Raw genomic sequence first — 24,019 nt, forward strand, 5'->3', positions numbered from 1 at the left:
GTGTGCGGCAGCACTGTGCGTGCGCCGGAGCGTGTCCGGCGGACCGTCAGACGAGTGAGCCGCCCGGCAGTTCGACCTTCGCGCCGAGCTTCTCGAGCTTGTCCATGAAGTTCTCGTAGCCGCGGTTGATCAGGTCGATACCGTGCACCCGGGACGTGCCCTGGGCCGCCAGTGCGGCGATCAGGTACGAGAACCCGCCGCGCAGGTCGGGGATGACCAGATCCGCGCCCTGGAGCTTCGTGGGGCCGGACACGACCGCCGAGTGGAGGAAGTTCCGCTGCCCGAAGCGGCAGTCGGAGCCCCCCAGGCACTCGCGGTAGAGCTGGATGTGCGCGCCCATCTGGTTGAGCGCCGAGGTGAAGCCGAGCCGCGACTCGTACACCGTCTCGTGGACGATCGACAGGCCGGCGGCCTGCGTCAGCGCGACCACGAGCGGCTGCTGCCAGTCGGTCTGGAAGCCGGGGTGCACGTCCGTCTCCAGCGCGATGGCCTTCAGCGGGCCGCCCGGGTGCCAGAAGCGGATGCCCTCGTCGTCGATCTCGAAGGCCCCGCCGACCCGGCGGAAGGTGTTGAGGAAGGTCATCATCGAGCGCTGCTGGGCGCCGTGCACGTAGATGTTGCCCCCGGTCGCCAGCGCGGCCGACGCCCAGGACGCCGCCTCCAGGCGGTCCGGGATCGCCCGGTGGGTGTACCCGTCGAGCCTGTCGACACCCGTGATCCGGATGGTCCGGTCGGTGTCCATGGAGATGATCGCGCCCATCTTCTGCAGTACGCAGATGAGGTCCTCGATCTCCGGTTCGACGGCCGCGTTGGACAGCTCGGTGACGCCCTCGGCGAGCACGGCGGTCAGCAGCACCTGCTCGGTGGAGCCCACCGACGGGTACGGCAGCCGGATCTTCGTGCCCCGCAGCCGCTGCGGGGCTTCGAGGTACTGGCCGTCGGCCCGCTTCTCGATGGTCGCGCCGAACTGGCGGAGCACCTCGAAGTGGAAGTCGATCGGCCGGCCGCCGATGTCGCAGCCGCCGAGACCGGGGATGAAGGCGTGCCCCAGGCGGTGCAGCAGCGGGCCGCAGAAGAGGATCGGGATGCGCGACGAGCCCGCGTGCGCGTCGATGTCGGCGACGTTCGCGCTCTCGACGTGCGACGGGTCGAGGATGAGTTCGCCCGGCTCGTCGCCCGGGCGCACGGTCACGCCGTGCAGCTGCAACAGCCCTCGGACCACCCGCACGTCGCGGATGTCGGGCACGTTGCGCAGCCGACTGGGCCCGCTGCCGAGCAGCGCGGCGACCATTGCCTTCGGCACCAGGTTCTTGGCGCCTCGGACGCGGATCTCGCCCTCCAGCGGGGTGCCGCCGTGGACAAGCAGGACATCGTCTGTGCCGGTCATGTATCTCGCGTTCCGGAGTGGTCGGGCAGGGGGCCATCAAAAGGGTAATGGCCCCCGGCCCCCGTTCAGTAAGGCACCGGGGGACATCGGGACGTCAGGAATCCGCCACAACACGCTCCGCTCCTGTCTCCTCGCGGAGGGTCACCGGCCGCGAGGCCCGTTCGAACGGCCGCGCTCGTGCGCTCCCCGTGCGCCCGCGCCCCGCCCGTGCGCCCTGAGCTGCGGGCGGGGCGCGCGCCGGGACCGGGAGCGCCACTCGGCCCCCGCGGAGGGCGCGGATGCGGGATCATCTGTGCCATGACGGAGGTGTCCTCGCTCACAGGGCGGCTGCTCGTGGCCGCACCCGCCCTGGCGGACCCGAATTTCGACCGCGCGGTGGTGCTGCTCCTCGACCACGACGAGGAGGGCTCGCTGGGTGTCGTCCTCAACCGCCCGACCCCGGTCGGCGTCGGTGACATCCTCGCGTCCTGGGCCGGTCTGACCGGTGAGCCGGACGTGGTCTTCCAGGGCGGCCCGGTCTCGCTCGACTCGGCGCTGGGTGTGGCGGTGATCCCGGGGGGCGAGGGGCCTCTGGGGTGGCGGCGGGTGCACGGGGCGATCGGCCTGGTGGACCTGGAGGCCCCGCCGGAGCTCCTCGCGGCGGCCCTCGGTTCGCTGCGGATCTTCGCCGGGTACGCCGGCTGGGGGCCCGGCCAACTGGAGCGGGAGCTGAAGGACGGCGCCTGGTACGTGGTCGAGTCCGAGCCCGGTGACGTCTCGTCCCCGCGCCCGGAGAACCTCTGGCGGGCGGTTCTGCGGCGCCAGCGCAGCGAGCTGGCGATGATCGCGACGTATCCGGACGACCCTTCGCTGAACTGATGTCCCTGGCTTTCAGTACGCTTGGCAGTTATGAGCACTCTTGAGCCCGAGCGCGGGGCAGGTACGGGGACCCTCGTAGAGCCGACACCCCAGGTGTCGAACGGCGACGGTGACCACGAGCGCTACGCCCATTACGTCCAGAAGGACAAGATCATGGCGAGCGCCCTGGAGGGCACTCCCGTGGTCGCGCTGTGCGGCAAGGTCTGGGTCCCGGGCCGCGACCCGAAGAAGTACCCGGTCTGTCCCATGTGCAAGGAGATCTACGAGTCCATGGGCGCGGGCGGCGACAAGGACAAGGGCAAGGGCGGTAAGGACAACAGCGGCAAGAAGTAGTCCTCCGGCCCCACCTCCTCCCTCCGGACCCCGACCACGGCCCCCGGGGCGCGCGGCGACGCGCGCCCCGGGGGCCGTTCGCGTGCCACGGGCCCTCGACCGCGGACGCCGCACCGCGCCGACCGCGCGCCGACCGCACCGCGCCGTTGCCCGGGTCGCGTTGCACGGGCTGCACCGAGTGGTCACAGAGTGGTTGAGACCACTTGTCGGCGTACCGGCCCGCCCTTAGTCTCCTGCAAGTTGTGCAGAACGAAACGTGCGTTGCATGGAATGCAACGATTGACCGGTAGGGGTCCCGGATGAAGCTTTCTGCCCGAATTGCCGTCCCGGCCGCGGCCCTTGTGCTGGCCGGGGTCACCGCCACCGGCTGCGCGCCGCAGACCTCCGACAACGGTGCGGAGGGGGACGAGAAGACCGGGACCCTCCGCGTCTGGCTCTTCCAGGAGGTCGGGAACAAGCCCAAGGAGAAGGTCGTCGACGCCGCGGTCGCCGGCTTCGAGAAGTCCCACGAGGGCGCCGAGGTCGAAGTCGAGTACATACCCGTCGACACCCGGGCCCAGCGCATCAAGGCCGCCTTCAACGACCCGAAGAGCGCCCCCGACCTCATCGAGTACGGCAACACCGACACGGCCGGCTACGTGAAGGACGGCGGACTCGCCGACGTCAGCAAGGAGTTCGCGGCCTGGGAAGACGCCAAGGACACCGACCCGACCGCCAAGCAGTCCGTGACGGTCGACGGCCAGGTCTACGGGGCGCCGCTCTTCGTCGGCGTACGGGCCCTGTACTACCGCACCGACGTCTTCGACGACCTCGGGATCGAGCCCCCGAAGTCCCAGGACGAGCTGATCGCCACCGCCCGGAAGGTCCACGAGGAGAAGCCGGACCTGTACGGCCTCGCGGTCGGCGGCGCGTACACCTACGGCGCGATGCCCTTCATCTGGGCGCACGGCGGCGAGCTGGCCGAGGAGACCGGGGTCAGCTACCGGTCCGCCGTCAACAGCGAGAAGGCGCGCAAGGGCATCGAGGCCTACACCTCGCTCTTCGGGGACGACAACTGCCCGGCCGCCAAGTGCGCGGCCATGGGCGGCAACGCCACCGTCACCGCCTTCGCGTCCGGCAAGGCGGCCATGGCGATCGGCGGCGACTTCAGCCACGCCGCGGTCGAGGCGGGCGCCGTGAAGGGCAAGTACGCGGTCGTGCCGCTTCCCGGGGTGAAGGAGGGGTCGATCGCTCCGGCCTTCGCGGGCGGCAACAACATCGGTGTGCTCAAGAGCAGTTCGCACCGCACGCTGGCCGTCGACCTGATGAAGGCGCTGACCGGCAAGAAGACGCAGGCCGAGATGTTCGACGCGATGGGCTTCCTGCCGACGTACTCGGACGTACGGGCCGACGTCGCGCAGAAGGAGCCGTTCGTCGGTCCCTTCGTCGACACGCTCGACGCGGGAGCCAAGTTCGTCCCGGCCTCCCCGGCCTGGGGCCAGATCGACGCCTCCCTGGTCCTGCCGAACATGTTCCAGGAGATCGTCAGCGGCCGTAAGGACGTGGCTGCCGCCTCGGACGACGCGGCGAAGAAGATGGACGCGGCGTTCGCCGAAGCGGGCTGACGATGACCGCGAACACCACGGTGCGCAAAGCCGCCGAAAGGCCCGGGGCGAGCACGGAGGCCGTCCCTCCGCCCCGGCGCCGCCCGGCGGCGTCCGCCCGGCGGCCGGGCTGGACCCCCTGGCTGTACCTGCTGCCCGCTCTCGTCATGCTCGGCGCACTCCTCGTCTACCCGATCTACCAGCTCGGCCTGATCTCCTTCCTGGAGTACACCCAGGCCCAGGTCAGCGGCGGCGAGCCGACCACCTTCCAGGGTTTCGGCAACTACGCCACGCTCTTCGGCGACGGCCAGTTCTGGCAGGTGCTCCTCGCGACCGTGCTCTTCGCCACGGCCTGCGTGCTCGCCACCCTGTTCGTCGGCTGCGCCCTGGCCGTGCTGCTGACCCGCATCAGGGCCCTGCCCCGGCTGGCGCTCATGATGGCGGCCCTGGGCGCCTGGGCCACGCCGGCGATCACCGGCTCGACCGTCTGGGTCTTCCTCTTCGACCCCGACTTCGGACCGGTCAACCGGGTGCTGGGGCTCGGCGACTTCTCCTGGACGTACGGGCGTTACAGCGCCTTCGCCCTGGTGCTCCTCGAAGTGCTCTGGTGCTCCTTCCCGTTCGTGATGGTGACCGTGTACGCGGGGATCCGGGCGATCCCCGGCGAGGTGCTGGAGGCGGCCTCGTTGGACGGGGCGTCGCAGTGGCGTATCTGGCGGTCGGTCATGGCCCCGATGCTGCGGCCGATCCTCGTCGTCGTCACCATCCAGTCGGTGATCTGGGACTTCAAGGTCTTCACGCAGATCTACGTCATGACCAACGGCGGCGGCATCGCCGGCCAGAACCTGGTGCTGAACGTCTACGCGTACCAGAAGGCGTTCGCCTCCTCCCAGTACAGCCTCGGGTCGGCGATCGGCGTCGTGATGCTGGTGATCCTGCTCGCCGTGACGCTCGTCTATCTGCGCCTGATGAGGCGCCAGGGGGAGGAACTGTGAGCACACGCACGCTTCTGCGCGTCCGGCGGCCCGGGAGGCTGGCCGCCGAGGCCGCGGCCCTGCTCATCGCCGTCGCCGTCGCCTTCCCGCTGTACTGGATGGTGCTCTCGGCGTTCAAACCGGCGGGTGAGATCCAGTCCACGGACCCGCGCCCCTGGACCCTCGCGCCGTCCCTCGACTCCTTCCGCCGGGTGTTCGAACAGCAGGATTTCGGCCGTTACTTCCTCAACAGCCTGGCCGTCGCCGGCACGGTCGTCATCCTCTCAGCGCTGATCGCGTTCCTCGCCGCGACGGCGGTGACCCGATTCCGCTTCAAGTTCCGCACAACCCTGCTGATCATGTTTCTCGTGGCGCAGATGGTGCCGGTGGAGGCGCTGACCATTCCACTGTTCTTCCTGATGCGGGACTTCGGCCAGCTGAACACCCTGGGATCGCTGATCCTGCCCCATCTCGCCTTCTCGCTGCCCTTCGCGATCTGGATGCTGCGCGGTTTCGTGAAGGCGGTTCCGGACGCACTGGAGGAGGCCGCCTACATCGACGGGGCGAGCCGCACCCGCTTCCTGTGGCAGATCCTCTTCCCGCTCGTCTTCCCGGGCCTCGTGGCGACCAGCGTCTTCTCGTTCATCTCGACCTGGAACGACTTCCTGTTCGCGAAGTCGTTCATCATCAGCGACACCTCCCAGTCGACGCTGCCCATGGCTCTGCTGGTCTTCTTCAAACCGGACGAGAACGACTGGGGAGGGATCATGGCCGCCTCGACGGTGATGACCGTTCCCGTCCTGGTCTTCTTCGTCCTCGTACAGCGACGCCTTGTCTCCGGACTCGGCGGAGCGGTGAAGGACTGACATGGACGACCTGATCCCCGCGCCGGTACGCACCGGTGGGGACGACAGCCGCGCCTTCGTCCTCGACGGTGCCACGACGCTGACCGCGGGCCCCGGCACCGAGGACACGGAGCGCTGGCTGCGCGCCACCCTCGCAGGCGCCTTCGGGCTGCCGCTCGCGCCCGCTCCCGCGGATGCCCCGAGCAGCACGAACACCGTCGAGCTGCGCATCGATCCCGCGCTGGAACCCGAGGGCTACCGGCTCGGTGTGGAGCCGGTCCGGGGCGTGCGGATCACCGGCGGCAGCTCCGCCGGGGTCTTCTGGGGGGCGCAGACCCTCCGTCAGCTCCTGGGTCCCGAGGCGTTCCGCAGGGCCCCCGCGCACCCCGGCGCCGAAAGGCGCGTCCCCCTCACCGAGATCGAGGACGGCCCGCGCTTCGGCTGGCGCGGCCTGATGCTCGACGTGGCCCGGCACTTCATGCCCAAGGACGGCGTGCTGCGCATGCTCGACCTGCTGGCCGCCCACAAACTCAACGTCTTCCATTTCCACCTCACCGACGACCAGGGCTGGCGCGTCGAGATCAAGCGCCACCCCCGGCTCACGGAGACCGGTGCCTGGCGTGCACGGACCAAATACGGCCACCGCGCATCCGAACTCTGGGACGAGAAGCCGCACGGCGGTTTCTACACGCAGGACGACATCCGGGAAATCGTCGCGTACGCAGCCGAGCGGCATATCCGCGTCGTCCCCGAGATCGACATCCCGGGCCACTCGCAGGCAGCCATCAGCGCGTATCCGGAACTCGGCAACACCGACGTCATCGATACCTCCGCCCTTTCCGTCTGGGACACCTGGGGGATCAATCCGAACGTACTCGCCCCCACTGACAACACGTTGCGATTCTTCGAGGGCGTCTTCGAGGAGCTGCTCGATCTCTTCCCCGCCGACACCTCGCCGTTCATCCACGTAGGCGGTGACGAATGCCTCAAGGACCAGTGGAAGGAGTCGCCCGCGGCGCAGGCCCGCATGGCCGAACTCGGCCTGGCCGACGAGGACGGGCTCCAGTCCTGGTTCATCCGCCACTTCGACCGCTGGCTCACCGACCGGGGCCGGCGCCTGATCGGCTGGGACGAGATCCTGGAGGGCGGCCTCCCGGAAGGTGCCGCGGTGTCGTCGTGGCGGGGGTACGCGGGTGGTGTGGCCGCCGCCGAGGCCGGCCACGACGTCGTCATGTGCCCGGAGCAGCAGGTGTACCTGGACCACCGTCAGGACGGCGGCCCCGACGAGCCGATGCCCATCGGCTTCGTCCGCACGCTCGAGGACGTCTACCGCTTCGAGCCCGTCCCGCCGGGCCTCTCCGACGAGGCCGCCGGGCACATCCTGGGCGCCCAGGCCAACGTCTGGACGGAGGTCATGCAGGACCGGTCCCGCGTCGACTACCAGGTCTTCCCGAGGCTCGCGGCCTTCGCCGAGGTCGCCTGGTCGCCGCTCCCGGTGCCGGGCGAGCGGGACTTCGCCGGTTTCGAGGGCCGGATGCGCACCCACTACGCCCGGCTCGACGCCCTCGGCGTCGACTACCGGCCACCCACCGGCCCCCAGCCGTGGCAACGCCGGCCCGGTGTCCTCGGTCGCCCGATAGAGGGACCGCCGCCGACCGTGTGACCCACCTCCCGCGCTCCGGCCGGGGGAACCGTCGAAGTCGTACGAACAAGCTGAAGAGTGGCAATTCGTGCGCTGGGTAGAACACCTGCCAAAGACGACTTTTCCCCTGGTCGCGGACGGAAACACCCTTCGTGGACCCTCGCGTCGGACAGCCCGGAAGATGTGCCAGAGTTGCCACGTCCCGGCCGTGAGCACGTACCGTACGGCGGACAGGCGGGACTGCCGGGACACCGGGAAGGGGCAGCTGGGTTGACCACGCACGCACCGCAGGCGATGCGGTCGGTAACGCTGCCGGCCTCGCTCGACGAGGCCGTGGCGGCTCTCGGCGCCATGCCCGCCGCCGTCCCCGTGGCCGGTGGCACGGACCTCATGTCGGCCGTCAACAAGGGCCTGCTGCGGCCCTCCGGACTGGTCGGCCTGGGCCGGATAAGCGAGCTGCGCGGCTGGCACTACCAGGACGGCCACGCGCTCCTCGGAGCCGGCCTCACCCACGCGCGCATGGGGCGGCCCGACTTCGCCGCCCTCATCCCCGCGCTGGCGGCCTCGGCACGCGCAGCCGGCCCTCCCCAGATCCGTAACGCCGGAACACTCGGCGGCAACATCGCCACCGCGGCCCCGACCGGCGACGCGCTGCCGGTCCTGGCGGCCCTGGAGGCCGAACTCGTCATCGCGGGCCCCGGGGGATCCCGGCGGGAGATCCCCGTCTCACACCTGCTGGCGGGTCGCGAGATGCTCGAACCCGCCGAGCTGATCGGCTTCGTCCGCGTGCCCCTGCTGCACGCCCCGCAGGTCTTTCTCAAGGCGACCGGCCGTACCGGCCCCGGCCGCGCCACGGCCTCCGTCGCGATCGTCCTGGACCCGGCCCGGCGCGGGGTGCGCTGCGCGGTCGGCGCGATCGCCCCGATGCCGCTGCGGCCCCTGGAGGCCGAGCGCTGGATCGCCTCCCTGATCGACTGGGACGCCGAACGGGGCCTGGCCCCCGACGCGCTGGCCGCTTTCGGCGAGTACGTGGCCGCCGCCTGCATCCCGGACCACGAACCACCGGAGGACGGGGGCGAGGCACCACCGCTGTCGCCCGCGGTCCTGCACCTGCGGCGCACCGTCGCCGCGCTCGCCCGACGCGCGCTGGGGAGGGCACTGTCGTGAGCAACGAGGAGAACCCCGAGCAGGGGCACGGGCAGCCCGACCCCTACGCCGGCTGGCAGCCGACCCCGCAGGGCGGTGAGTACGACGCGGAGGCCACCGCCTTCGTCCACCTGGCACCGGAGGACCTCGCCGGCCTCGGGAACGACCCGCTGGCCGCCCCCGGCCACAACTACGTCCCGCCGATGATCCTGCCGCTGACCCCGGCCGCCGGGCTCGACCCCGCGGTGACGGGCAGCTGGGTCCTGCAGACGCAGAGCCAGCAGGAGCGTGCGGCCGACCACTCCACGGACACCGGGAGCGCCCCGGACGCGGTGCACTGGCCCGACCCGAACGAGCAGCAGGAGCAGTACCGGCAGCCGTACCCGGACTCGTCGCAGTACGGGCAGACGTCGTCGACGACGGCCCAGTGGAACTTCACCGAGTCCGTCCCGCCCGCGGAACCCGAGCCGGAACCGTCCCCCGAGCCCGCCGGACACACCGGACGGTGGACGATCCCGGTGGCGGACGGCGACCTCCCGGACGAGTCCGGCGAGTTCTCGGCCTCGGCCATGGCCTCCGGGTGGTACGCCGACGTGCCCCCGGCCACCCTGCCGGGGGGTGCTGCGGCACCGTGGGCGACACAGCAGCCGCACGAGCCGCACGATGCTCCGGAGCCCCACGAGCCGGCGTCCGAGCGGTCCGAGTCCGACACCGCTGCCGAGGAGACCCCTCCGGACCCGCAGGAAGCCGCAGACGCCGGGTACACCGAGGGCACCGCGCACACCGAGCACACCGAGGACACCCCGTACACCGAGGAGGCTGCCCAGGCCCCCGAGGAGGACACGGAGACCCCCGGCGAGCCCGAGGAAGCCGCGGAGGCCCCGCAGGACCCGGAGGAAGCCGAAGCACCCACGGCCCAGGACGCGGAGGACGCGCTCTCCGACGAGCCGGTGGCCACCACGCCCATGGACGTACCGAGCCAGCACCCCTCCGCCTCGTACCTGCTGCACGTGAACGGCGTGGACCGCCCGGTCGGTGACGCCTGGATCGGCGAGTCGCTGCTGTACGTGCTCCGCGAGCGCCTCGGCCTCGCCGGTGCCAAGGACGGCTGCTCGCAGGGTGAGTGCGGTGCCTGCAACGTCCAGGTCGACGGCCGTCTCGTGGCCTCCTGCCTGGTGCCCGCCGCCACGACGGCGGGCAGCGAGGTCCGCACCGTCGAGGGCCTCGCGGTGGACGGTGAGCCGTCCGACGTCCAGCGCGCCCTGGCCGAGTGCGGGGCCGTCCAGTGCGGCTTCTGCATCCCGGGGATGGCCATGACCGTCCACGACCTGCTGGAGGGCAACCACGCCCCCAGCGAGCTGGAGACGCGGCAGGCCCTGTGCGGCAACCTCTGCCGCTGTTCCGGCTACCGGGGTGTGCTCGACGCCGTACGCGAGGTCGTCGAGGGCCGCGAGGCGACCGCCGCCGCCCACGACGACGCCGAGCCCCGCATCCCGCACCAGGCCGCCCCCGGCGAGGGCGGCGTACAGACGCACGAGGGAGACGTCCGGTGAATTCCGCGCCGTCCCCCGCACGACCGGTCACCACCACCACCAACAGCCGCCGCAGCGGAGCGAACGACAAGGAGGCGGCGTGACCAGCGACGCAGCCACCGCGACCAGCACCACGCGCACCACACCGCGGTCCGAGGGTGCCGACCCGGGCCAGGAGCCGCCCGCACTCGGCCTGGGCACGTCGCTGCCGCCCGCCGACGCCCGCGCCAAGACCGAGGGCACGTACCCGTACGCGGCCGACCTCTGGGCCGAGGGCCTGCTGTGGGCCGCGATGCTGCGCTCCCCGCACCCGCACGCGCGCATCCTGTCGATCGACACCTCGGCCGCCACCGGGATGCCCGGCGTCCGCGCTGTCGTCACGCACGAGGACATCCCCGGGGACGGCGCGTACGGCCGAAGCGTCGTCGACCGGCCGGTGTTCGCCTCCGAACTGGTGCGCCACCACGGCGAGGCCATCGCCGCGGTAGCCGCCGACCACCCCGACACCGCGCGGCTGGCCGCAGCCGCCATCGCCGTCGAGTACGAGGTCCTCGAACCGGTCACCGACCCCGAGAAGGCCTTCGCCGCCGAACCGCTGCACCCCGACGGCAACCTCATCCGCCACATCCCGCTGCGCTACGGCGACCCGGACGCCGTGGGCGAGGTCATCGTCGAGGGCCTGTACCGCATCGGCCGCCAGGACCCCGCCCCGATCGGCGCGGAGGCCGGTCTCGCGGTGCCCCGCCCCGACGGCGGGGTCGAGCTCTACACGGCGTCCACCGATCCGCACACCGACCGCGACCTGGCCGCCGCCTGCTTCGGCCTGGACCCCGAGCACGTCAAGGTCGTCGTCACCGGCGTCCCCGGAGCGACCGGCGACCGGGAGGACCCCGGCTTCCAGATCCCGCTCGGCCTGCTCGCCCTGCGCACCGGCTGCCCGGTCAAACTCGCCGCCACCCGCGAGGAGTCCTTCCTCGGCCACGCCCACCGCCACCCGACGCTGCTGCGCTACCGCCACCACGCGGACGCCGAGGGCCGACTGGTCAAGGTCGAGGCCCAGATCCTCCTGGACGCGGGCGCGTACGCCGACGCCTCCTCCGAATCGCTCGCCGCCGCAGTGGCCTTCGCCTGCGGCCCGTACGTCGTACCGCACGCCTTCATCGAGGGCTGGGCCGTCCGCACGAACAACCCGCCCTCCGGCCACGTACGCGGCGAGGGGGCCATGCAGGTCTGCGCGGCGTACGAGGGCCAGATGGACAAGCTGGCCGCGAAGCTGGGCATCGACCCGGTCGAGCTCCGCCTGCGCAACGTCCTCTCCACCGGCGACATACTGCCCACCAGCCAGACCGTGACCTGCCCCGCGCCGGTCGCCGAACTCCTGGGGGAACTGCGCGACTTCCCGCTCCCCACCCTGCCCAAGGACGCCCCGGAGGACGACTGGCTGCTCCCCGGGGGCCCGGAGGGCGCCGGCGAGCCCGGAGCCGTACGCAGAGGGGTCGGCTACGCGCTCGGCATGGTCCACATGCTCGGCGCCGAGGGCACGGACGAGGTCTCCACGGCCACGGTCCGGGTCCATGACGGCATCGCCACCGTCATCTGCGCGGCCGTCGAGACCGGCCAGGGCTTCACCACCCTCGCCCGCCAGATCGTCCAGGAGACCCTGGGCATCGAAGAGGTCCACGTGGCCGCGGTCGACACCGACCAGCCGCCCGCAGGTCCGGCCACGCACGGCCGCCACACCTGGGTCTCCGGCGGCGCGGTCGAACGCGCCGCCAAGATGGTCCGCACCCAGCTCCTCCAGCCGCTGGCCCACAAGTTCGGAATGTCCACGGAGCTCCTCCAGATCGCCGACGGCAAGATCACCTCGTACGACGGCGTGCTGTCCACGACGGTCACGGAGGCGATGGACGGCAAGGAACTCTGGGCCACGGCCCAGTGCCGCCCCCACCCCACCGAGGCGCTCGACGAGTCCGGCCAGGGCGACGCGTTCGTCGGCCTGGCGTTCTGCGCGGTCCGCGCGGTGGTCGACGTGGACATCGAACTCGGCTCGGTCCGCGTGGTGGAGATGGCCGTCGCCCAGGACGTCGGCCGGATCCTGAACCCGTCCCAACTGGCGACCCGCATCGAGGCGGGCGTCACCCAGGGGATCGGCGCGGCCCTCACCGAGAACCTCCGCAGCGCCCGCGGCCTGATCCGACACCCGGACCTCACCGGGTACGCGCTGCCGACGTCCCTGGACGCACCGGACATTCGCATCGTGAAACTGGTCGAGGAACGTGACGTCGTGGCACCCTTCGGCGCCAAGCCCGCATCCGCGGTACCGGTGGTGACCTCCCCGGCAGCCGTCGCATCGGCCGTCCGCGCCGCGACGGGCCGCCCGGTCAACCGCCTCCCGATCCGGCCGCAGGCGGCGGTGGCCGCACCCAGGGCCTGACGTGTGATCCGCGTTGCATCTGCAACCCGGGGATGCGGAGTGTCACCGGTGCTGACTACAGTGATGCCTGAAGTCGTGGCGGGCCGGATAGGGGGAGGGTGCTGTGCTGCCGAGTGATGGAGCCGTAGCGGGTATGGCGGCCGTGCCGTTCATGGGGGTCACCACGGCGGCAGCCGCCGTCGAACTGGCCACCGAGCTGACGTCGTTCACCAAGTTCCGCAACCGCATCGACGAGATACTGGTGGACCTCAAGAAGTCCCCGGCCGGCGCCACGCAGCTCGGCGAAGACCCGATGAAGCGAACCCAGTTCGGCGGCGGCGACAACCAATGGGCGGAAGCGGCGAGCCTGTTCATGTCGTACCAGACGGTGATCACCGAACTGGAAACGCTCTCGAAGAGCCTCTCGGACTCCATAGAGGGCATGAGCATCGCGGTCCTGGCCTCGCACAACGGCTACGAGAACCTGGACATCGACATCCGGCGCCGCATGCTCGCGATCTCGGACGATGCGAAGAAGCAGTACGGCGGCGAGTACGACCCGACGCAGCCGGCCGGGCAGGGCGAAGCGCCTCCGGCTAAGCCGACGGGTGACACAGCGGGCGCTGAAGGTCTCTCATGGGACTGACGAACACCGGCACGACGCGGGGATAGACGGGGGCTGGGGATGGACCACAGGGAAGCAGGACAGGGCACACCGTTCGACAACATGACGCACGAGACCATGCTGGCCTGGCTGGACAAGGCCAACAGCGGGGCGATCCAAGGTGCGTCGGACCGACTGATCAGCGCAGCCACGGAGATCCGCAAGATCGCGGAAGACCTGAAGGTCCGCCCGCAGACGGTCGAGTGGAAGGGCGAGGGCGCCGACGCCTTCCGCACCTGGAGCGCGGACCTGGCGAACGCGACGCTGCGTCTCGGCGACTACAGCGAGGGCGCGTCGAAGTGGCTGGCACAGGCCTCCGACGCGCTGGCCTCGGCCCAGGTGGCCATCCCGCGCACCGACGCGGGTGCACAGGCGAACCTGGACGCGGCGAAGGCCGCACGGAACGACCCGGACGCCTCTGCGGTCGAGAAGAAGTCCCTGGAGACGCTGCTCGCCGCGAAGGAGTCGAACCGCCAGGAGGCGGCGGCGCAGATGCGGAAGCTGGCGCAGTCGTACCAGTTCTCCGCGTCACAGATGGACGGGCTGGAGAAGCCGGTGTTTCCGCCGCCGCCGGGGACGATTGTTCCTGAGCGGGTCGCCGATCGGGATTCAGCCGGGGAGGACCATTCACGTGGTGGCGCCTCTGTCGACCTCGGCTCTGCCACGCACTATTCGACAACGCCGCCAGCCGACTCTGGAGCGTCGAGCGCCGTGGCCACCTCAGGCGTCCACGCGTCCACTCGCCCTGGAACCTCGGTGGGTATGGAGATTGACGGCGTCGCAACACTTCCGCAGTCTCCCTCGGCACCCACGAGCACACCACCGAGTCTGTCAGCCGCAGGCAAGCCGGATGTGGGTCCCTCTCTTGTCGCGTCTCCGGTGCCCCCAGTGTTTGGTGGAGGAGCCAAGGGAGTGAACGGCTCTACTGGGACCGGAAGGTTCACCGGGACTGGGGCGCGCCCCCCTGCCCTACCGGGCCAGAGTGGGCTGGGGGCCGGCGCTACGGGCCGGATGCCGCGCGACGGTGGTATTACCGGCGGTCGACCCGTGGCTCAGACTGCCGGTCGCCCGACCGGTGGGCTACCACGTGGGACCGTTGTCGGCGGTGAGGGTACGCACGCCGGTCGTGGACCGATCGGTAACGGCGCAGGGCTGGGCGGAGCTGGAGGCAGCAGCCAGAGCGGGGTCGTCGGTGGCCGTCGTCTGGCAGGCGAAGCCGGAGGCATGGTGGGCGGCCGACCTCAGCAGGCTGGTCGGTCCAGCGCTCGTCCCTTCACCCCCGGGGGGACAGGGCTGGTGCGCAGTCCTGCATCCCCGGAGGGTGCTGCTCGCAGCGTCGGTCCAGGAGGACGTGGCGGATCACCCCAAAGACTGGGTGAGACGCGTAGGGAGCAAAGCGAACGCCCCGATTACCTCGTTGAAGACGAGGAGACCTGGCAGCAAGGTAGCCGTCGTGTGGTCCCGCCAGTCATCGACTGACCCACAGGAAAACAGCAAGGGAATCCAATGAGCATCAGCAGTGCGGAAGCCGCGCGTCGTGGAATCGTAGCTTCCGCTGCATTGGCGCTGCTGATGTTGGGGTCAGTTCCTGCCTTGGCGGATTCAGTGCGTTCCGAGCAGTGGTACCTGGACGCAATGCAGGCCGAGCGAATGTGGGAGATCAGTACTGGCCGCGATGTTACGGTCGCAGTCATCGACACGGGTGTCGACGCTTCCAACCCTGACCTCAGTGGACAGGTGCTGAAGGGGAAAGATCTAGCACCCGAATCTCCTGGCGATGAAAGGGACGACTACGGGGGCCACGGTACGGGAATGGCTGGTCTGATCGCAGGGACTGGCCAGTCCGGCGGCGGAGACGGCGCCTTCGGCCTGGCTCCGGGTGCGAAAATTCTTCCGATCAGGCTGCGCGACGACACCGGGAAAGTGAATGGAGCTACGGGCAGCAAAAATTTTAATGACGACGTTTCTGTGGGGATTCGTTTCGCCGTAGATAATGGTGCCAAGGTTATTAGTATTTCTCAAGGTAACAGTGCTGGCTCGGTCAGGCTTTCTGGGGCCGTCAAGTATGCCCTTGAAGAAGGGGCTTTGGTCTTTGCTGCCGTTGGAAATACGGGCAATGAGGAAAACTCTGTCGAATATCCGGCGGGTACCCCCGGAGTCGTCGGCATTGGTTCGATTGGTAAGGACCTACAAAAGGCGGAGTCTTCGCAGTTCGGGCCCCAGGTCGACCTCGCAGCCCCTGGAGTGGACATGATTCATGCCTGTGGTGGGAAGACCGGATTGTGCAAAACCAGTGGCACAAGCGACGCCACCGCCCTCGCCTCGGCGTCTGCTGCCCTGATCTGGTCCAAGCATCCCGATTGGACCAATAACCAGGTTCTCCGAGTCATGCTCAACACCGCAGGTGGCCCCACGAGCGGAGCTGAACGCAATGACTACGTTGGCTATGGCGCAGTCCGTCCGGGGGCGGCTCTGACCAAGCCCGGTGATCCCGGTCCTGCCGACGAATACCCGCTCCCCGACCTCGCGGCGGCCGAGTCTCCGGCGCCCTCCGCCGAGCCGTCGAAGGCTGCTGGTGGTGCGGCAGCGACCGACAAGCCGGTCGCTGCCGCACCGGCGGCTGATGACGAGGGTGGCAGCGCAGGCTTCTGGATCGGCCTGGGCGTCGGTGTGGCAGTTGTCATCGCGGCTGCGGTGGCGGCGGGTCTCGCTCGTTCCCGGCGACGCAATGCGGCTGTCGCAGCTCCCGCTGCGCCACCGTACGGCTATCAGCCTCCCCATGTTCAGGATCAGCCGCCGTACTCGGGCTGCACCCCCCCTACCAACGCCCCCAGTTCACCTGGGCCTTATGGAGGACCGCCCGTGCAAGGCCCTGGCGCTTGAGCCAAGCAGCAGGTAAAGGCGACTGCACAAGCCGGGTTCTGGGCGTCCGTCGATGGCATCTCCGGAGGCCGTCTGTTGGCGACCGAGTCCGGCGGCTTCATCGGCAGAGCACAGCAGAGCGGACGGGCAGAATACTGCGTGACGCGACCCTCGATCGCGCGAATCCCGGCGTGACGCGGACTGGAACGGCTCGACTAGCTAGTCGAGGACGAAGAGACCTGGCAGCAAAGGGTTCGGCGAGTCGTGCCGCCAGTAACGGACTGAGGCGTAGACAACAGAGGAATCGGATGTGCACCAACATCACCGCGCGCTTCCCCCGTCGAGGAATTTTCCCCGTCGTGCTGGGCCTGTTGCTTGGCGCGGGCCTTTCTACAGCTGCTTCTGCGGATTCGGCCCGCTCTGAACAGTGGCATCTCGATGCCATGAAGGCGGAGCAGATGTGGCGGGTCAGCACCGGTGAGGGAGTCACTGTGGCGGTTATCGACTCGGGGGTGGACGCGACTAGTCCGGATCTGGTCGGCCGTGTCCTCAAGGGCTTGAACCTCGAAGCGACTCTTCCTGGCGATGAACTCGATGACTACAGCGGTCATGGAACTGGCATGGCTGGCCTGATCTCCGGTACCGGCAAAGCCATTGGGGGGAACGGCGCGTTCGGGTTGGCTCCGGGTGCCAAGATCCTCCCGATTCGCATGCCGAAGGGGGGAGGGGGTGTGACCCAGGCTGCTGGGGAGAAGAGATTCAACGAGAATCTTTCGAAAGCGATTCGCTTCTCCGTAGACCACAATGCCAAGGTCATCAACGTATCCTTGGGAGCTACAGCCGGGTCTGATGAGTTGAACGACGCAGTCAATTATGCGCTAACTAATGGGTCGCTCATCTTTGCTGCAGTCGGAAACAGTGGTGACGGTGCAAACCTGGTTGAGTACCCGGCAGGAGCGCCTGGCGTCGTGGGAGTTGGGGCCATTGGGCAAGGCCTGCAGAAGACCGATGAATCGCAGTTCGGCTCTCAGGTAGACCTTTCTGCGCCGGGTGAAGAAATGATTCATGCTTGCGGCGGCGACACGGGGTTCTGCGAGTCACATGGAACTAGTGATGCCTCAGCATTGGCCTCCGCGTCCGCCGCTCTGATCTGGTCCAAGCACCCGGACTGGACCAACAACCAGGTTCTCCGAGTCCTACTCAACACGGCCGGTGGCCCAACGACCGGCGAGGAGCGTGCCGACGACATCGGATACGGCATCGTCCGTCCCCGAATCGCGCTGAAGACCCCCGGCGATCCCGGTCCCGCCGATGAGTACCCGCTTCCCGACCTCGCGGCGGCCGAGTCTCCGGCGCCCTCGGCCGAGCCGTCGAAGGCCGCTGGCGGTTCCGAGGAGACCGACAAGCCGGCCGCTGCGGCCCCGGCGGTTGATGACGAAGGCGGCAGCACTGGCCTCTGGATCGGCCTCGGCATCGGTGCGGCAGCAGCCGCCATCGCAGTCGCAGTGGCTGTCGCGGTCGTCCGTTCCCGTCGACGTATCAACGCGCCCGTCGCAGCCGCCCCCGCTGCCGCGCCGTACGGATACCAGCCCGCGCAGGGCCAGGCTCAGCCGCCGTACCCGGCCTACGGACCCCCGCCCGGCGCCCCCGGTTCGCAGGGGCCGTACTCCGGACCTCCGGCGCAGGGACCCGGCGCCTGAGGTGGATGGCCGGTTCGCGGTCCGGGCGGCGGGGCGGGAGGGCTCTCAGCCCAGCAGCTCGTCGATCCTGGCCCGGTGCGCGGCCTCCCAGGTTTCCAGGGATTCGGCGGCCTCCTCGGCCAGCTTCTGCCGGGCGTCGCTGAGCACCTGGTCCTGGCGGGCTCGCGGGGTGACCACGATGCCCTCTTCGTCGGCGACCACGATGTCCCCCGGATTCACGAGTACGCCGCCACAGCGCACCGGTACGTCGAGCGGCTCCACCGCAGCCTTCGTGCCCGGGATCGGGATGACGCCGCGAGCGAATACGGGGAAGCCCATCTCGCGTACTTCGGCGAGGTCCCGGATCACCCCGTCGGCCACGATCGCGGTGATACCTCGGCGTCGTGCGACCGCGCAGACGTTGCCGCCTGCGAGGGCGTGGTCCACGTCGCCCGACTCCACGACGATGACCGAGCCCGGTTCGGCGCGGTAAATGGCCGCGTGGAGCATGAGGTTGTCGCCGGGTGGGCATCGCACCGTGAACGCGGGGCCGGCGACCCGTTGCGTCGAGGGCCACAACGGTCGTATGCCGATGTCCATGACCTGCTCCCGGCCCAGGAGGTCGGCGAGGGTCGTCGGGGGAATCTCCTCGAAGCCGGTGGCGTGGTTCACGGTCATCCTTCGCTCGGACGGCAAGGTCGTACGCGTGGCGATCGTTCCACGGGCTCGGTGCCGTCACAAGGAATGTTCCGCTCAGGGGCGGCCCGGTCGCGGTCAGGGGAGTCGCATCAGCTCGCGGAGTGCGCCGACGTGGGCAGCCACGTCCCGTACGACGGGCGGGGCTTCCACCGGCTCTGCCGGCGGAGCGGTGCGGCAGTTGCGGCACAGGCCGTCCGGGAGGGCTTCCGGGCGCCCGGGAGCGCCGCAGTCGGTGCACTCCACCATGAGGCGGCGGACCGGCCGTTCCTGAGCAGGAGTGGCTGCCGCAGCCGGCAGTTGTGGCGGGATCTTGTCGTGGAGGCGGCGCCGGAGGAGGCCGACCGGTGAGTCGACCCGCGCGGGGAGCCCGGACGTGAGGGCATGGGTCAGGTACGCCGCATCCACGCCCCGCGCGAACCACGCGGCGGCCTGCCCCTCCAGGGCGGTGCAGTCGGCTGCGGAGAGCGCCAGACGCGGTTCGGTGCGGCCGAGTTGGGCCAGTGCGACGTACGCGGCGGAGGGCTCCGTCTGGTGCCCTCCGCGCGCTTCGGGTGCCGAGACCGTGAGGGAAGCCGGGCCTGTGGCAGCGACCTGGATCGCCTCCGGGGCCGGGGCAGGCCGGGGCATGGCGGCAGCGGCACCGGTCGGAGCAGCGACAGGCGCAGGCGCGGCGGCCGGGCCAGAGGCTGGGCCCTCGGCCGGTTCCGGTGCCCGCTCCGAGACCGGTGGGGTACTCCGCGACGTTCGCTGTCGCGGTACGGAGGCGGGGCTGGAGGGCGCAACTGCCGCCGCCTTCGTACCGGTTGCCGTCCCCGTTGACGTCCCGGCGCCCGCATCGGCCTGAGCTGCGTCGAGGTAGGCGCTCCACCACTCGTTGTCCCGGGCCGTGCGGGACCAGAAGGTCAGCGTGACCCAACGGAGCTGACCGTCCCCGACACCCGCCAGGCAGCGTACGTGCCGCAGATGACCGGCCACGCCCAGCGCTCTCAACGCACTGCCGACGGCCATCTGCCCGTAGAGCGGGAGGCACTTGGCCAGTGACTTGATGTCCATCGCCGCCCCGTCGGGGAGGTGGTCCAGATAGCCCGCGACATGGCGCTCCCGCTCGGGCAGAAGCCGGAAGTCGTCCTCACGCGCAGGGCGTTGATCCCGTGCGGACCGCTTGCCGTAACCGGGGTTCGCCTTGGGGTACGCAGGCGAGGGTGCGGGCCTGCGGAGGGCGGAGCTAGGGTGCTGGGTAGCCACGAGGTCGCCGTTTCGATCTTGGGGTGAGACCCCGGCCCGGTGCTACAACACCATGTCGGGGTCGTTCAGTTGTGGGCACCGTAGGCAGGCGCGACAGTCCGCTGCAAGCTGGTCACGATTAGTCATACTTGCTGGCCGTGACGCGGGCATGGTCAGGGTGGGGAGGGTTCTACCTCCCAGGTTTTCCCTACCGGGTACTGAAGCGCTCGGGTCTCGGTGCTCGTATCCCAACTCTCGGATCCCGAAGCTCGAGCGCCGGGTCCGGTGCTCGTCTCGTGTCCCCTGAAAGAGTGAACAGGTCGGCTCGGAAGCCCGGTTCCCGAGCTTCGGGATCCGAGCGTCCTGAGCTTCCGCCCTTGGTCCGCTTTCTCTCGGTGCGGGCGAAGTGCGAAATCCTTCCGGCCCGCACCGATGGAATCCGACCCGCTAGCGTGAGGGTGTCAGCGAAGCCGGAGCTCGTGACCCCGGCGGTGTACAGGAATGGGTACGGGGGAATTCGTGACGTTCGACGCAGAATGGGCAGCCCTTCGCGCGGAGTCGACACAGCGGGTCGACATGCGACTCAACAGCACCCCGGCGGACGGCGGCGGCAGTAGCGGGCCGAGCAGTGCCGATCTCGCCGTGAACCAGGACAACATCGGCGCCATCGGGCATGACGCGTACGGTCTGCGGACCCGGCTCTCCAAGGAGGGGGACCACGCCCGTCCCTCGACCTTCGACGCCGCCATCGCGCTCACCAACGGAAACTTCTCCAGTGGCTCCGCCCTGCTCAAGGTGCACGACCGCTGGAACACGCACATGAAGACTCTGCTCGACGCGTGTGCGCAGATCTCGAACCACCTGGATTACACCAAGGCCGCCCATTCGAAGGACGACGTGCAGATCGGCGGCGATCTCATCTCCGTCTCCAAGCTCAATGGCTACCTGAAGTAGCTTCCGGGGGAGCGCAGGAATGCTGAACTACGAGGACATCGTCGACGCACCTGTCGCGAAGCTGAAGACCGCAGCCGACGACTGGGCGGACATGGTCACGAAGCTGGACCGGCTGGCCGACGACGCCAACGACGGCATGAAGGCCAAGGCGGAGAAGGCCGAGTGGGACGGTGTGAACGCCGGGGTCACCAAGGGGTTCATCGGTAAGACGGCCAAGGAGTTCAAGGACGCCGCCGCCGAGGCCAAGGGCGTCAGGCAGATTCTGGAGGAGGCCCACACCGCCCTCAAGAAGGCCAAGGACGACCTGATCAACATCCGGGACCACGAGGGGCCTGCGGCCGGCATGCACGTCGATGCCAAGGGCAAGGTAACCGCACGGCACCCGGTGGAGGACATCCCGCCTGCCCAGCGCCATCACGACCCGGACTATCCGGAGATGGCGCGCCGGCAGAAGGCGAACATCGCCTCATGGCAGAAGAAGATCGACGCCATCGTCGAGGCCTGCGACGACACCGATGTCACCTTCAGGAACACCCTCGAAGCCAACGCGACCGAGGGCAAGGGCTTCAGCGCTCCGAAGTACACGAAGATGGACCAGGAGGAGGCCGCCCGCGCCGCTGCGTTGGCGGAAAAGGGCCGCGATATCACGCACACCGAACTCCAGGCGCTCAACGAACTACTTCGGGACAACAGCAAATCTGTCGATTTCTCCAAGAACTTCTATGAGAAGTTGGGCCCGGAGAAGTCGCTCACCTTCTTTGGTCAGCTCTCGATGAGTACGTATGTGTACCCCAACGTCGACAAAGAGCGACTCAAGGATGTTCAGTCGCTGCAGAAAAACCTGGGGCTCAATCTTGCCAGCGCCTCTCAGGACAAGGCGTTCACCGCCGAGTGGGGACCCGAGTTGCGCAAGCTTGGTGCGGAGCGCATTCCGTTGGCGAAGTACGACTACGGCGGGCCCTTCGGATATCAACTGCTCGGCGGCATCATGCGGTACGGGAACTACGATGCGAAGTTCCTCAATCCCATCGCCGAGCACGTCGCGCAGTTGCACCAGAAGGATCCGTTCAGGTTTGGCGGCAACAAGGCGGCCAACGGTTCACTCCTGAATCCGTACAACCCTTCGGGTGTGAACGGATCCGGATACGATCCGACCGTCTCCATGCTGGAAGCACTCGGTAACAGCCCGGACGCAGCCAAGCACTTCTTCCACGATGCCCCGACCGCGTACAACGAAAACGGCACGGTCAACAAGGGCGGCGAGGTAAACCTCGGGAAAGGAGAGGGGGGAAGTGCGATCACGAACTATCTCGACTTCTTCGGCAGTGAGAAGTGGGAGTCCTTCGGAGACGTCGACCAAGTGGGCGAGGACAAGCACGAAAAATCACTCGGCTACATGCCGGATGCGCTGGGCCATGCCTTGGAGGCGGCGACGCTTGGCTATCCGGCCGGTCACCCGGACGCGGGCGTGGTGCGGGATGCGGGCAATGCCACAGTGATGGAACAGGTCATGCAGAAGTACGGCGAGGACGCCAAACTGCTCAAGGCCCACGAGGCGATGGCCGACAGTCTGGGCACTATGGGTGCCAGCTACATCGACGACATCAACTGGGCACTGGACAAGCGCGAGGATGACAGCCTCTTCGCCCCGGCTAACAACCTAGACGGGCATATAAGTTTTGCTGACAGCACGGAAGGTGAAGGCCGGGAAATCGCACGGAAGTTCCTGAGTGTTCTGGGCCAGCATCCGGACGCATACGCGTCGGTGAGTGCTGCCGAGCAGTTGTACACGAGCAGCGTGCTGGAGGCGCAGGTGAATGCAGACGGCGACATCGATACGGGTGACGCCCGCAGGGCAGTGAGGATCGGTTCCGGGGTGCAGGGCATCCTGGATCAGTCCCGTGCAGATCAGATCGAGGCGACGAACCTCAAGACCCACGAGGATTACGAGAAGGCCGCAGAGAAGCGCGCTGGATGGGTGGAGTTCGGTAGCACCGCGGCACTAGGCGCCGGAGTGGCAACAGCCGCGTTCTTCCTGCCTGCCGCGCCGGTCATCGGCGTCGGCGCACTCCTGGTACCTATTTTCACCGACACAGCGACCGGAGCCGTCGAGCAGGTCATGGGAGATGTGCTGGGGGGCATGGGTGAGAAGGTGATCGACGAGAAGAAAGAGGAGATGGGCGACCTTACCGACACCGAAAAATACGCAGTTTACACCGCTGGAGAGATCTACACGGAAACACCGGTCGAAGATTTTGTATCGCGTCATAAGGAGGAGATCAACAGGTTGGACGCGAGGACGGAGGGATCTTTGGTTGAGGACCTGTATATGTCCAGGCTCGTCGGTTACGGGGACGGGAACCTTCGTGCGCGTGTCCAAGGCGCTGGGCCCGAGGCTTGATTTGTGCGTGTGGTGTTTGTCGGGGCCATCGAATGGCGGTGAAGGCGTATGAAACGAACCGAATGCGAGACAAGGGACGTGGGTGTGCGAGGGTGCGGCGATTGTTGACGGCTGTGGGAGTGGTTCTGGCCCTGGGAGCGGGAGGCGGGGCATGCGCTCCGGGCAAGGAACCGGAGGAGGAACACCAGGCTTACGTCGGGGCCGAGGAGGTGTGCGGCGGTCTGTTCGCCGGCCCGTCAGCGGAGATGCTCGAAAAGGTGACGGGGAAGAAGGTCTTCGGCTGGGCGAGCGGGAACGGCATGGAGAAGGTCGTGGCGGCCCTCAAAGAAGGCTACGCGTCCGATCGTTCGTGGGGCCGAGGAGCGGACCTGTGTGAACCCGACCCGAAGGGTGGGAATCTGGGTGACAAGGCTGGCATCTCGTTCTCCATCTACGAGCCACAGGACGTCGAGGACGAGCGGCTCCCGGCCGGTGGCGAGCTGTACACCATGGGCTTGCAGTCTTCGGTGCGGCGCGGTGGTGCCTCACTTTACTTCGAGTGCGTGAGCCCCCAGTTGGAAGGGTCGGACAGGACGCCGTTGAGGATCCGGGCCGGTTTCGGGCGAGGGAAGAGCGACGCACCCGACACGCGTGAGTACCGCAACATGAACATGCAGATTCTGCACACCATGGCGCTCAAGCTGGTCAAGGAACTCGACTGCGCGAACAACGGCGGCCTGCCGAAGTCTCCCGTACTGACGCCGAAGTAGCTGCTACCGCCGGGCCGGTCATCCTGAGCCCGGTCCGGCGGTCCTTCGGGCGTAGCGCACACGGAAACGGCCGC

Annotated in this window: 19 protein-coding genes; 15 read left to right on the plus strand and 4 right to left on the minus strand. The window is 68.8% G+C overall.

Annotated features, from left to right (window positions below):
- Positions 1–46: 46 nt before the first annotated feature.
- Positions 47–1,387 (minus strand): UDP-N-acetylglucosamine 1-carboxyvinyltransferase, encoded by a 1,341-nt coding sequence (gene murA / locus AB0I83_RS03715; RefSeq protein WP_356534057.1) that lies wholly within the window; start codon positions 1,385–1,387, stop codon positions 47–49.
- A gap of 297 nt (positions 1,388–1,684) precedes the next feature.
- On the opposite strand from murA, the gene AB0I83_RS03720 reads away from it, so the two are divergent.
- The 10 genes from AB0I83_RS03720 (at position 1,685) to AB0I83_RS03765 (ending at position 13,359) form a co-directional block, all read left to right on the plus strand.
- Positions 1,685–2,245: a YqgE/AlgH family protein gene (locus AB0I83_RS03720; RefSeq protein ID WP_356534056.1), complete on the plus strand. Its 561-nt coding sequence runs from the start codon at positions 1,685–1,687 to the stop codon at positions 2,243–2,245.
- 30 nt (positions 2,246–2,275) lie between these two features.
- The gene (locus tag AB0I83_RS03725) at positions 2,276–2,578 is read left to right on the plus strand and encodes a DUF3039 domain-containing protein (RefSeq protein ID WP_042837321.1); all 303 of its coding nucleotides are present in this window, start codon (positions 2,276–2,278) and stop codon (positions 2,576–2,578) included.
- A 299-nt stretch (positions 2,579–2,877) separates the two neighbouring features.
- A complete protein-coding gene (locus tag AB0I83_RS03730; RefSeq protein WP_363303482.1) occupies positions 2,878–4,182 on the plus strand; it encodes an extracellular solute-binding protein in 1,305 nt (434 codons plus the stop codon).
- Positions 4,183–4,184: 2 nt separating this feature from the next.
- Positions 4,185–5,156, plus strand: coding sequence for a sugar ABC transporter permease (locus tag AB0I83_RS03735; protein WP_363303483.1), 972 nt, complete (start codon positions 4,185–4,187; stop codon positions 5,154–5,156).
- Complete coding sequence (locus tag AB0I83_RS03740; protein ID WP_356842247.1) at positions 5,153–6,001, plus strand: carbohydrate ABC transporter permease; 849 nt, start codon at positions 5,153–5,155, stop codon at positions 5,999–6,001. The genes AB0I83_RS03735 and AB0I83_RS03740 overlap by 4 nt, the downstream gene beginning before the upstream one ends.
- Position 6,002: 1 nt before the next feature.
- The gene (locus AB0I83_RS03745; protein WP_363303484.1) at positions 6,003–7,643 is read left to right on the plus strand and encodes a beta-N-acetylhexosaminidase; all 1,641 of its coding nucleotides are present in this window, start codon (positions 6,003–6,005) and stop codon (positions 7,641–7,643) included.
- A gap of 249 nt (positions 7,644–7,892) precedes the next feature.
- Positions 7,893–8,789, plus strand: a complete 897-nt coding sequence (locus AB0I83_RS03750) for an FAD binding domain-containing protein (RefSeq protein WP_356534049.1) — start codon at positions 7,893–7,895, stop codon at positions 8,787–8,789.
- Positions 8,786–10,321: a 2Fe-2S iron-sulfur cluster-binding protein gene (locus tag AB0I83_RS03755; RefSeq protein ID WP_363303485.1), complete on the plus strand. Its 1,536-nt coding sequence runs from the start codon at positions 8,786–8,788 to the stop codon at positions 10,319–10,321. The genes AB0I83_RS03750 and AB0I83_RS03755 overlap by 4 nt, the downstream gene beginning before the upstream one ends.
- A gap of 79 nt (positions 10,322–10,400) precedes the next feature.
- Complete coding sequence (locus tag AB0I83_RS03760; RefSeq protein ID WP_363303486.1) at positions 10,401–12,734, plus strand: xanthine dehydrogenase family protein molybdopterin-binding subunit; 2,334 nt, start codon at positions 10,401–10,403, stop codon at positions 12,732–12,734.
- A 133-nt stretch (positions 12,735–12,867) separates the two neighbouring features.
- The gene (locus tag AB0I83_RS03765; protein ID WP_363303487.1) at positions 12,868–13,359 is read left to right on the plus strand and encodes a hypothetical protein; all 492 of its coding nucleotides are present in this window, start codon (positions 12,868–12,870) and stop codon (positions 13,357–13,359) included.
- 296 nt (positions 13,360–13,655) lie between these two features.
- On the opposite strand, the gene AB0I83_RS03770 is transcribed toward AB0I83_RS03765, so the two are convergent.
- The gene (locus tag AB0I83_RS03770) at positions 13,656–14,042 is read right to left on the minus strand and encodes a hypothetical protein (RefSeq protein ID WP_363303488.1); all 387 of its coding nucleotides are present in this window, start codon (positions 14,040–14,042) and stop codon (positions 13,656–13,658) included.
- A gap of 841 nt (positions 14,043–14,883) precedes the next feature.
- Here AB0I83_RS03770 and mycP (AB0I83_RS03775) point away from each other — a divergent pair.
- Positions 14,884–16,260: a type VII secretion-associated serine protease mycosin gene (mycP, locus tag AB0I83_RS03775; RefSeq protein ID WP_363303489.1), complete on the plus strand. Its 1,377-nt coding sequence runs from the start codon at positions 14,884–14,886 to the stop codon at positions 16,258–16,260.
- A 287-nt stretch (positions 16,261–16,547) separates the two neighbouring features.
- The gene (gene mycP / locus AB0I83_RS03780) at positions 16,548–17,939 is read left to right on the plus strand and encodes a type VII secretion-associated serine protease mycosin (RefSeq protein ID WP_363303490.1); all 1,392 of its coding nucleotides are present in this window, start codon (positions 16,548–16,550) and stop codon (positions 17,937–17,939) included.
- Positions 17,940–17,984: 45 nt separating this feature from the next.
- On the opposite strand, the gene AB0I83_RS03785 is transcribed toward mycP (AB0I83_RS03780), so the two are convergent.
- Both AB0I83_RS03785 and AB0I83_RS03790 read right to left on the minus strand, forming a co-directional pair.
- A complete protein-coding gene (locus tag AB0I83_RS03785) occupies positions 17,985–18,590 on the minus strand; it encodes an RraA family protein (protein ID WP_363303491.1) in 606 nt (201 codons plus the stop codon).
- A gap of 102 nt (positions 18,591–18,692) precedes the next feature.
- On the minus strand, positions 18,693–19,862 hold the full coding sequence (locus AB0I83_RS03790) for a MarR family transcriptional regulator (protein ID WP_363303492.1): 1,170 nt from the start codon (positions 19,860–19,862) through the stop codon (positions 18,693–18,695).
- 498 nt (positions 19,863–20,360) lie between these two features.
- On the opposite strand from AB0I83_RS03790, the gene AB0I83_RS03795 reads away from it, so the two are divergent.
- From AB0I83_RS03795 to AB0I83_RS03805, 3 genes are all read left to right on the plus strand, one after another.
- Positions 20,361–20,795, plus strand: a complete 435-nt coding sequence (locus AB0I83_RS03795; protein ID WP_363303493.1) for a hypothetical protein — start codon at positions 20,361–20,363, stop codon at positions 20,793–20,795.
- Between the two features lie 19 nt (positions 20,796–20,814).
- Complete coding sequence (locus AB0I83_RS03800) at positions 20,815–23,196, plus strand: hypothetical protein (RefSeq protein ID WP_363303494.1); 2,382 nt, start codon at positions 20,815–20,817, stop codon at positions 23,194–23,196.
- 113 nt (positions 23,197–23,309) lie between these two features.
- Positions 23,310–23,945 (plus strand): hypothetical protein, encoded by a 636-nt coding sequence (locus tag AB0I83_RS03805; protein ID WP_363303791.1) that lies wholly within the window; start codon positions 23,310–23,312, stop codon positions 23,943–23,945.
- The last annotated feature ends 74 nt before the right edge of the window (positions 23,946–24,019 follow it).

Source organism: Streptomyces sp. NPDC049970 (assembly GCF_040660235.1).
In the GTDB taxonomy this organism is placed as follows: Bacteria; Actinomycetota; Actinomycetes; order Streptomycetales; family Streptomycetaceae; genus Streptomyces.

Excerpts from the sequence above, each read along its gene's own strand:
- AB0I83_RS03800 (WP_363303494.1), top strand. The coding sequence starts at position 20,815 with ATGCTGAACTACGAGGACATCGTCGACGCACCTGTCGCGAAGCTGAAG.
- AB0I83_RS03745 (WP_363303484.1), top strand. The coding sequence starts at position 6,003 with ATGGACGACCTGATCCCCGCGCCGGTACGCACCGGTGGGGACGACAGC.
- AB0I83_RS03730 (WP_363303482.1), top strand. The coding sequence starts at position 2,878 with ATGAAGCTTTCTGCCCGAATTGCCGTCCCGGCCGCGGCCCTTGTGCTG.
- AB0I83_RS03735 (WP_363303483.1), top strand. The coding sequence starts at position 4,185 with ATGACCGCGAACACCACGGTGCGCAAAGCCGCCGAAAGGCCCGGGGCG.
- mycP (WP_363303489.1), top strand. The coding sequence starts at position 14,884 with ATGAGCATCAGCAGTGCGGAAGCCGCGCGTCGTGGAATCGTAGCTTCC.
- AB0I83_RS03720 (WP_356534056.1), top strand. The coding sequence starts at position 1,685 with ATGACGGAGGTGTCCTCGCTCACAGGGCGGCTGCTCGTGGCCGCACCC.
- mycP (WP_363303490.1), top strand. The coding sequence starts at position 16,548 with ATGTGCACCAACATCACCGCGCGCTTCCCCCGTCGAGGAATTTTCCCC.
- AB0I83_RS03725 (WP_042837321.1), top strand. The coding sequence starts at position 2,276 with ATGAGCACTCTTGAGCCCGAGCGCGGGGCAGGTACGGGGACCCTCGTA.
- AB0I83_RS03765 (WP_363303487.1), top strand. The coding sequence starts at position 12,868 with ATGGCGGCCGTGCCGTTCATGGGGGTCACCACGGCGGCAGCCGCCGTC.
- murA (WP_356534057.1), bottom strand. The coding sequence starts at position 1,387 with ATGACCGGCACAGACGATGTCCTGCTTGTCCACGGCGGCACCCCGCTG.